Origin of the sequence: Pseudomonas brassicae (assembly GCF_010671725.1) — a bacterium.
Lineage (GTDB): Bacteria > Pseudomonadota > Gammaproteobacteria > Pseudomonadales > Pseudomonadaceae > Aquipseudomonas > Aquipseudomonas brassicae.
The window spans coordinates 1-9,262 of the sequence record NZ_JAAHBU010000167.1; the positions used below are offsets into that span (position 1 = coordinate 1).

A 9,262-nucleotide genomic window follows, 5' to 3' on the forward strand; every position below is an offset into this window, starting at 1 on the left:
GCGTCCCACAAGGACAGTGTGATCTCTGTGGGAGCTGGCTTGCAGCGAAGAGGCCCTAATGTGAATACCGAAGCAATGGCACCACCTGGTCGGCATCCGTCAACGCCCCGTGGTGCCCGCGCCACTGGCTCGGGTGCTTCTCCACCACGCTGCGGATAATCCCGCCCGCCCCCGTCGGGATCACGATCAGGTCGCCGATGCGCGCCTCGGCCTGGCTCAGCATCACGTCGCCGAACAAGCCAGTGCCAATCGCCTGCGCCTTGCTCAGCACCCGGTAAGCGTCGCCCAGGTGGTTCTGCCAGCGCTCATGCACGCGGTCCTGCTGGTGCTCGTGGATGTACAGGTAGCGCGCGCGGATATCCCCCGCCATGGCCTTCACTCCATCCTGCAAGGCTGTGTCGGTATCGAAATCACGCACCACCTCACGGTCCAGGTCGAGCATGCCGTGGTCGGCGATCACGCGCAGCTGCGCAGTACGCGGCAGGCGCCGGGCAATCGATTCGGCCAACTGGTCGGCGATTGCCAGTTGCTTGCACCACTCCGGCGACCCGGGGCCGAACAGGTGCCCGGCAAAGTCCAGATCGCCGAAATAGGCAAAGCAGAACGCCGGCGCATCCACCTCCAGCGCACCGCGCACCAGCTCGGGGTAGGCGTCGTAGGCTGGCGCAGCGAGAATTGCGCCGGCCTTGTAGATGGCCCGGGTGAAGTCCGACGTGGCGTAGCGCCCCAGCATCACCGTGCTGATCTGCACGCCCTGCTCGGCCGCCTGCTCCCAGGCGGTTTGCGGCACGATGAACGAGGCCGCCGCGGGCACAGCCGTGGGCACGCTGCCGGCCTGCAGCGCGGCAGTGGTCCATGACAGCGGCGAGAACACGGCATGCTCATCCAGGGCAAAATCGCAGCCCACGATGCCGTGGGCACCACTGCCCAGGCCCGAGGTCACAGCCGCCAGGCTCGCTGCGGTGGTGGCCGGGAAACCGACCTTGAAATGGCCGTCGGGCTGCATCAGCGACGCCAGGAACGGCGCATGCAACGCATGCGCCTTGAGCAGCTGCCAACCCAGCCCGTCGATCAGCAGCAGGCACGAGGCAGTGGAATGCTCCAGCCGGAACGGGTTTCTGAAACCCCTGGTCCCCAAACCGGCAAACACCGACTGAGTCAGGCTGGCGAGCCCCGGCCAGGTGTCCTGTGCCACTCGAATCTCTTCGAACTGCGCCGCCATGCCGCCCTCCATGGTGATGTGCAAAACAACAGGTTTAGCACAGGTTGTTCGATCAGCGAACAGAAATGATCGCCACAGGGCTGCACCCAATTGACCCTATTAACCATCCAGTACATTTTATCCGGAATGCTCCCTTTTCCTTACCAAGAACAACAATGGAGTTTTCCCGATGAGTTTGGCCTCCCCTTCCGGCGTACTCGCCGGCCTGATCGGCGCCGGCATCCAGGCCTCGCGCACCCCGGCCCTGCACGAGCGCGAAGGCGCCGCCCAAGGTTTGAACTACCTGTATCGGCTGATCGACCTGGACCAGTTGAAGCTCGACAGCAGTGCCCTCGAAGAGCTGCTGACCGCTGCCGAGTACATGGGCTTTACCGGGCTCAACATCACCTTCCCGTGCAAGCAGACGATCCTGCCGTTGCTCGATGAACTGTCCCCTGAGGCGCGTGGCATTGGCGCGGTGAACACGGTGGTGCTCAAGGACGGCCGACGCATTGGGCACAATACCGACTGCCTGGGTTTTGCCGAGGGTTTTCGCCGCGGGCTGGCCGAGGTGTCGCGCCAGCAGGTGGTGCAGATGGGGGCCGGCGGCGCCGGTGCGGCCGTGGCGCACGCCCTGCTCAGTGAAGGCGTGGCGCACTTGAGCGTGTTCGATGTGGAGCCCGAGCGCGCGCAGGCGCTGGTGCACAACCTCAACCAGCATTTTGCCGGCAGCCGCGCACGCGTGGGGCATGACCTGGAGAGCGCCCTGGCGCAGGCCTGCGGGCTGGTCAACACGACCCCCATGGGCATGGCCAAGCTGCCGGGCATGCCGGTGCCCAAGGCGCTGCTGCGCGCGGACCTGTGGGTGGCGGAGATCGTCTACTTCCCGCTCGAGACCGAGCTGCTGCGCGAGGCCCGGGCGCTGGGCTGCAAGACCTTGAACGGGGCCAACATGGCGGTGTTTCAGGCGGTGAAGGCGTTCGAGCTGTTCAGTGGCATCGTGCCCGACGCACAGCGCATGATCGGGCACTTCAACAGCCTGGGGGTGTGAACAGCGCCGGGTATCAGGCCTGCAGGTAGCGCAGTACCGACTCGCAGATCATCTCGCGGTGCTTGGCCTTGACCGCCGCATCCTCGAAGTCCACCTGGAAGATCTCGCCAAAGGTATGCCGGTTCGACACCCGGTAAAAGCAGAACGAGCTGATCAGCAGGTGCACGTCCAGCGCCGTCAGCCCCTGACGAAACACGCCCTCGGCCACCCCGCGCTGCAGAATCTCGTCCAGCGCGGTGAGCACGGTCTTGTTCATCGAGCGTATCGCCGACGACTGTTTGACGTACTCGCCATGGTGCATGTTCTCGTTGCACACGATGCGCACGAAATCGACATTGCGGTCATGGTGGTCGAAGGTGAACTCGATCAGCCGGCGAATGCCCTGGCGCGGCGCAAGCTCTGCAAGGTGCAGGTTGCTTTCGGTACTGCGGATGTCCCCGTACAACTTCTCCAGCACCTCCACATACAACTGCTCCTTGCTGTTGAAGTAGTAGTAGATCATGCGCTTGGAGGTGTGCGTGCGCTCGGCGATCGCATCGACCCGCGCGCCCGCCAGACCTTGCAGCACGAACTCGCTGACGGCCGCCTGGAGAATATTCTCGCGGGTTTTCTCAGGGTTGTTCTTGCGGCTCTTGCGCGGCGCCTCGGCAGAGGCGGCCAAGCGTGCTGGAGTTGTCGTCATACGGGACTCTTGACCATTCGGTTAAGTCCGCGATTATGGCCCCAGGGTGCGACATAAGAAAGCCCGCCACCCTGCTGACACGTTACAGCTTGGCATGGCGCAGGCCGCCACTGCGTGCCTTGGCCATTGCCGCCAGACGTACCGCCACGTTGGCCGCACCATAGCCGCTGTAACCGTTGCGCCGCTGCAGCACCTCGAAGAAGAAACGCTCCTCGAACGGCTCGGTGTAGACGTGGAACAACTCGCCGCCCTGGGCATCACGGTCGTACAGCACGTTGTAGTAAGCCAGTTCGCTGAGGAACTGGTCATCGAAGTCGAAGCGCGCCGCCAGGTCGTCGTAGTAGTTGAGCGGGATGTCGAGCAGCGCCACGCCGGCGTCCTTGGCGCGCTTGACCGCGACGAAGATGTCTTCGCAGTCGAAGGCGATGTGGTGCACGCCCGAGCACGGTAGTTGGACAACGCATGAGAGATCGCGGTATTGCGGTTTTCGGAGATGTTCAGCGGCAGCCGGATTGAGCTGCAGCGGCTGCGCAGGGCACGGCTCTTGACCAGGCCATAGGGGTCGGGCAACACCACTTCGTCGTCGGCGCTGAAGTCCAGCAGGCCTTTGTAGAACAGCACCCAGCTGTCCAGGCTGTCGGCCGGCAAGGCCAGTGCCATGTGGTCGATGCGAGTCAGGCCCAGGGTGTGCGCAGGTTGCGCGCTGAGGCTGAAGTCGGTGTCGTAGATGGTACGCCCGTCCGCGTCCTGGTCCACCAGGTAGATCAGGCTGCCATCGGGAGCGCGTACTGCCGCCAGCTCGCGCTCGTTCGGCCCCACCAGGCCGCGATAGGGCTGGCCCTGATAGGCCACGGCACGGGCCAGCGCCTGCGCGCTGTCCTTGACCCGGATGGCGGTGGCGCACAGTGACGGGCCGTGGCTTTCGAAAAAGTTGTGGGCGAACGAGTACGGCTCGGCGTTGAGGATCAGGTTGATGTCGCCCTGGCGCAGCAGGCTCACATTCTTCGAGCGGTGCTTGCCGGCCCGCGCAAAGCCCAGGCCTTCGAGCCAGTTGCCAAGCTTGGCGCCGAGCGCGTCGTCGACGGCGAACTCGAGAAATTCGATGCCGTCGTACGTGCTCGCCGGCGGTGGCGCGAACAGCAGTTCAGGCTCGGCCAGCGGTGCGCTGCGCTCCAGCACGGCACGGGTCTTTTCTTCCAGGTAAAGCAGCGAGCGCAGCCCGTCTGCGGCATTGGCACGCGGCGGCGCGGCGCGAAAGCCGTCGTTGAAGATTTCCAGCGACAGTGGCCCACGGTAGCCGGCCTGCAGGATCGGCGCCAGAAAGCCCGCCAGGTCGAACTCGCCCTGGCCGGGGAAGCAACGGAAATGCCGGCTCCACTCCAGCACGTCCATGGCCAGGATCGGCGCATCGGCCATCTGCACGAAGAAAATCTTGTCGCCCGGCACCTGCGCGATGGCACTGGGGTCGCCCTTGAGCGAGAGGGTATGGAAGCTGTCGAGGATCATCCCCAGATTGGGGTGGTCGCCTGGCGCACGATGTCCCACACCTGCTGCCAGGTGTTCACATGGCGGCCCCAGGCCAGCGCCTCGTAGCCGATACGCACGCCACTGGCGGCGGCGCGCTCGGCCAGCAGGTGCAGGTCGTCGACCAGCAGTTGCTGTTCGCCCAGGGCGTCGGCGGCCACGTTGCTGCACACCAGCACCAGGTCGGTACCCAGCTCCTGCATCAACTCGAACTTGCGTTCGGCACGCTCCAGGTTGCGTGCCAGACGCCCGCGCGGGCAGCCCTCGAAATCACGAAACGGCTGAAACAGGGTGATGTCCAGCCCCAGATCGGTGCAGCGCTGGCGAATCTCGCGGGGACTGCCGTCGTAGTAGAGAAGGTCGTTTTCGAAGATCTCCACGCCGTCGAATCCGGCGGCGGCAATAGCTTCGAGTTTTTCCGGCAGAGTGCCGCTCAGGGACACGGTGGCAATCGAACGCTGCATCTTCAGGCTCCAACGGGCAGGCAGTGCCCAGCTGAACGAATTATTGGCTCGGGTGAATCCTAGCTCAACCAAAAGGTACGAACTGGTTAGTTTTGTGTGCGATTATCGCCCAATAACCTCCGTAACGAATTGACCCTTTTTTGACCAATGCGCACCATTTCTTACCACCGGGCAGGTGAGTCTTTTGCCAAAGAAACTGACAGACCTGCCGTAGTCGATCGTTTTAACGCGTGTCATCCTGGCTTGACCCATAAACATAAAAATACGGGTAATCAACACATGATCCACAGCCAAAGCACTCCCCTGGCACAACCGCTGGGCAGTAACCCGCACGCCGGTATCGGCGACAAGATCCGTGGCGCCATGAGCGTCGGCAAGACCCGTTGGGTCATGCTTGCCCTGGTGTTCTTCGCCACCACCCTCAATTACATCGACCGCGCCGCACTGGGCGTGATGCAACCGATCCTGGCCAAGGAAATGGGCTGGACGGCGATGGACTATGCCAACATCAACTTCTGGTTCCAGGTCGGCTATGCCATCGGCTTCGTGCTGCAGGGCCGGCTGATCGACCGCATCGGCGTGAAACGCGTGTTCTTCTGCGCGGTGCTGCTCTGGAGCCTGGCCACCGGCGCCCACGGCCTGGCCACCTCGGCGGTGGGCTTCATGGTCTGCCGCTTCATTCTTGGCCTCACCGAGGCGCCAACTACCCGGCCTGCGTGAAAACCACGCGGCTGTGGTTCCCGGCCGGCGAGCGTGCCGTGGCCACGGGCATCTTCAACGCCGGCACCAACGTCGGTGCCATGCTGACCCCGATGCTGCTGCCCTTGATCCTCACCGTGTGGGGCTGGCAGGCCGCGTTCATGGCCATGGGTGCACTGGGCCTGGCCTGGGTGACCTTCTGGGGCCTGAAGTACTTCAACCCGGAAAACCACCCGAGCGTGAGCAAAGCCGAACTGGCCTATATCCAGGATGAAGAAGAACCCGAGCAGGCACCTGTGCCGTTCAGCCGGATCCTGCGCATGCGCGGTACCTGGGCCTTCGCCCTGGCCTACTCGATCACCGCGCCGGTGTTCTGGTTCTACCTGTACTGGCTGCCACCGTTCCTCAACCAGCAGTACAACCTGGGCATCAGCGTGACCCAGATGGGTATCCCGCTGATCGTGATCTACCTGAGCGCCGACTTCGGCAGCGTGGGCGGCGGCATCCTGTCCTCGTTCATGATTGGCCGCGGCATGGCCCCTGTGAAGGCGCGCTTGCTGTCGATGCTGCTGTTCGCCGCGACCATTGTCGGGGTGATCTTCGCTGCCGGCGCCAGCAGCCTGTGGGTGGCGGTACTGGCCATTTCGCTGGCGATCGCTGCGCACCAGGCCTGGACTGCCAACATCTGGAGCCTGGTGATGGACTACACGCCCAAGCACATGATGAGCACGGTGTTCGGCTTCGGCGGCATGTGCGCGGCCACCGGCGGCATGTTCATGACCCAGATCGTGGGGCATGTACTGACCACCACCAACAACAACTACACGGTGCTGTTCACCATGATTCCGGCGATGTACTTCATCGCACTGGTGTGGATGTACTTCATGGCGCCGCGCAAGATTCCCAAAGTCGAGGCCTAAACCGTAAAAAAGGGCTGCTTGCGCAGCCCTTCCCCAGCAACGCTGGCTCCTACAACCGGGAGCTGGCGTTCAGTACGTCATGAGCCTTGTGCAGCGCCCACTGCGCCCGTTGAAGTGCACTCACCCCCTGCTCCAGCAACTGGCGCGTGGGGATCTCCAGGCTCAGCGGCACGCCGGCCGGCAGGCTGCGCAGCAGACCGATCAAGTCACAATCCCCATCCCCCGGAAAACGTCGCTCATTGCGCGCCTGGCGCAGGATCTCGGCCATGTCGTGCGGGCGCGGGCCGGCCACGTCGCAGAGCTGGGCATAGCGCATGCGCGAGGCGGGCAACTGGCGCAGGTCTTCCAGGCGCGACGCGGAGCGGTCGAAGTGGAACGCATCGATCAGCACGCAACCGTTCGGGCGATCGGCCGTGGCAACGATACGCGCGGCTTGCTCAAGGTCCTTCGCGTAGGTCCAGGGCATGAACTCCAGGTGTGGGTGCAAGCCATACTGCGCAGCCAGGTCGCACAAGGCGGCGAAATTGTCGGTCTGGCGCGCTTCATCGGGGTCGTTGCCCGCCACCAGCAGCTCGCTGGCGCCGAAGGTTGCCCCCACCGCCAGCAGCGCCTCGAATGCACTCACCCGAGTGTCCGGCTTGAGCCGCAGAATCTCGATGTCGAGTACCTTGATGCCGGTGTCGCGCAGGCGGTCGGCGGTCTGGCGGCGCAGGTCGGCATCGCGCACCAGCGCGAAGTGGTGCTCTTCGGGGGTGGCCGGCTCCAGGCGCAGGCCGACGTGGCTGTAGCCAGCACGGGCGGCGACTTCGACCATTTCAGGGGGGGGACAGCTCCAGCACGGTGAGGGCGGCCAGGGACATGACGCGTGGGTTCATGGGGGACATCTCGGGACGTTGTTGTAGTGGCAGTATTTAGAACTTAGTTCCACTTTCAATGCAAGTACAAAAAATCCCCGAGCGCCCCTTCGCTGGCAAGCCAGCCTCACAGCTTCTGCGAGCACCGTAACGCCCTGTGGGAGCTGGCTTGCCAGCGAAGCTTTTCAGACAAACAACTCGGAAGCAGGCGTGGCCGCCGACAGCTCCGCCGCCGCCGCCAGCAAGGCAGGCGCCAGCTCGTGCAGGCGCGCCTCGCTCATGCGTGCGGTGGGCCCGGCCACGCTCAACACGCCGACCACATGGGCGTCCTGCGGATGGCGCACCACCGCTGCCAAGGCCGAAGTACCCAGCGCCGAGCTCTCCACCACCCAGGCATAACCCTGCTCACGGGCCAGACGCAGACGCTCCAGCAGTTCGGCATTGGACGCCGGCGCGTTGGGCCCGAAATCCTCGCGCCGGCCGATACCCTGGCGCTCCACCATCAGCAACGCCTGGGCATCGCTCAGGCTGGCCAGCCAGGCATGCCCCGAGGCGCTGTAGAACAACGGCGCCTCGCGCCCCATGTCGGGGTCGTAGCGCAGCCCCGAACGTGCGCCCTGGGCCTTGGCGATCCACACCTGGCGCTCGCCGTCGATCACCCCCAGGCGCACCAGTTCACCGGTCTCCAGCGCCAACTGGTCGAGGATCGGCTGCACGATATCGGCCCCGCTTTGCGACAGGTAGCGAAAGCCCAGGCCCACCAGTTTGGTGCTCAACAGGTAGCGGCTGCTCTCGGGATTCTGGCGCACGTAGCCCAGGCGCATCAGCTCGGCGAGCATGCGATGGGTCGCGCTCTTGGGGATGTCCAACTGCTCGGCCAGGGTCTGCATGGGCAGCCCACGCGGTGCGCTGGTGAGGCTTTCAAGCAGGCTGAAAGCACGTTCGATCTGACTGCCGGCCATGGTCACGGTCCCTGAAAATTTCGCCGATTCTAAAGAGCGCCAGGCAAAGCGCCAACCAGTGTTCGATCTTCGAACACCTTTGTGCGTCAGCGCTTGGCACCGCGCACGCAATCATAGATTATGGAACGACGTTCCAGAAAAAAATTTTGCCTACTGCGAGGCTTTTGCATGACTGCCCACCCCCCTGCTCCCCGCTCGGTCGACTGCGACGTCCTGATCATCGGTTCCGGCGCGGCCGGCCTGAGTGCCGCGGTGACCGCCGCGTTTCACGGGCAACACGTCATCGTGGTAGAGAAAGACCCAGTGTTCGGCGGCGCCACGGCCTGGTCCGGCGGCTGGATGTGGGTGCCCTGCAACCCGCTGGCGCAGCGCGCCGGGATTGTCGAAGCGCGCTCGCAGCCACGTACTTACCTGCAGCACGAGCTGGGCGAACGCTTCAACCCGGCGCTGATCGACGCGTTTCTGGAGGCGGCGCCGAACATGGTGGGGTTCTTCGAACGCCACACCGCGCTGCAATTCGCCGACGGCAACGGTATCGCCGACATCCATGGCGACACCCCAGGCGCCGGCACCGGCGGCGCTCGGTGATCGCAGCGCCCTATGACGCACGGGCCGTCGGCAAGCTGCTCAAGCGCTTGCGCAAGACCATGCCTGAGACCTCGTTCATGGGCATGCCGATCATGGCGGGCAGCGACCTCACGGCCTTTCTTACCCTGACCCGCTCGTGGCGCTCGCTGCTGCACGTGGGCAAGCGCTTCACCCGCCACCTGCTGGACCTGGCACGCCACGGGCGGGCCATGCAACTGGTCAACGGCGTGGCCCTGATCGCGCGCCTGGCCAAGTCGGCCGAAGACCTCGGTGTGCAGCTGTGGGCGTCGGCCCCGGCACGGCGCCTGCTGCACAGC

4 protein-coding genes and 4 pseudogenes are annotated in these 9,262 nt (G+C 64.4%); 3 read left to right on the forward strand and 5 right to left on the reverse strand.

The genetic code is table 11. The features are described from left to right. Positions 1–55: 55 nt before the first annotated feature. Positions 56–1,222 (reverse strand): alkaline phosphatase family protein, encoded by a 1,167-nt coding sequence (locus G3436_RS13335; protein ID WP_163945650.1) that lies wholly within the window; start codon positions 1,220–1,222, stop codon positions 56–58. A 169-nt stretch (positions 1,223–1,391) separates the two neighbouring features. On the opposite strand from G3436_RS13335, the gene G3436_RS13340 reads away from it, so the two are divergent. After that, on the forward strand, positions 1,392–2,252 hold the full coding sequence (locus G3436_RS13340) for a shikimate dehydrogenase (RefSeq protein ID WP_420801210.1): 861 nt from the start codon (positions 1,392–1,394) through the stop codon (positions 2,250–2,252). Between the two features lie 13 nt (positions 2,253–2,265). Here the strand turns inward: G3436_RS13340 and G3436_RS13345 are convergent, their stop codons facing one another. Together G3436_RS13345 and quiC are read right to left on the reverse strand one after the other, a co-directional pair. Continuing rightward, on the reverse strand, positions 2,266–2,934 hold the full coding sequence (locus tag G3436_RS13345; RefSeq protein WP_163945653.1) for a TetR/AcrR family transcriptional regulator: 669 nt from the start codon (positions 2,932–2,934) through the stop codon (positions 2,266–2,268). A gap of 82 nt (positions 2,935–3,016) precedes the next feature. Beyond that, positions 3,017–4,922, reverse strand: a pseudogene (gene quiC / locus G3436_RS13350) (3-dehydroshikimate dehydratase QuiC). 279 nt (positions 4,923–5,201) lie between these two features. Between quiC and G3436_RS13355 the strand changes: the two are divergent. After that, positions 5,202–6,541, forward strand: a pseudogene (locus tag G3436_RS13355) (MFS transporter). A gap of 49 nt (positions 6,542–6,590) precedes the next feature. Here the strand turns inward: G3436_RS13355 and G3436_RS13360 are convergent. Further along, positions 6,591–7,416: pseudogene (locus G3436_RS13360) on the reverse strand (sugar phosphate isomerase/epimerase family protein). A 164-nt stretch (positions 7,417–7,580) separates the two neighbouring features. Further along, positions 7,581–8,357, reverse strand: coding sequence for an IclR family transcriptional regulator (locus G3436_RS13365; RefSeq protein WP_163945655.1), 777 nt, complete (start codon positions 8,355–8,357; stop codon positions 7,581–7,583). A 168-nt stretch (positions 8,358–8,525) separates the two neighbouring features. Between G3436_RS13365 and G3436_RS13370 the strand changes: the two are divergent. Continuing rightward, positions 8,526–9,262: pseudogene (locus G3436_RS13370) on the forward strand (FAD-dependent oxidoreductase); the annotation flags it as partial.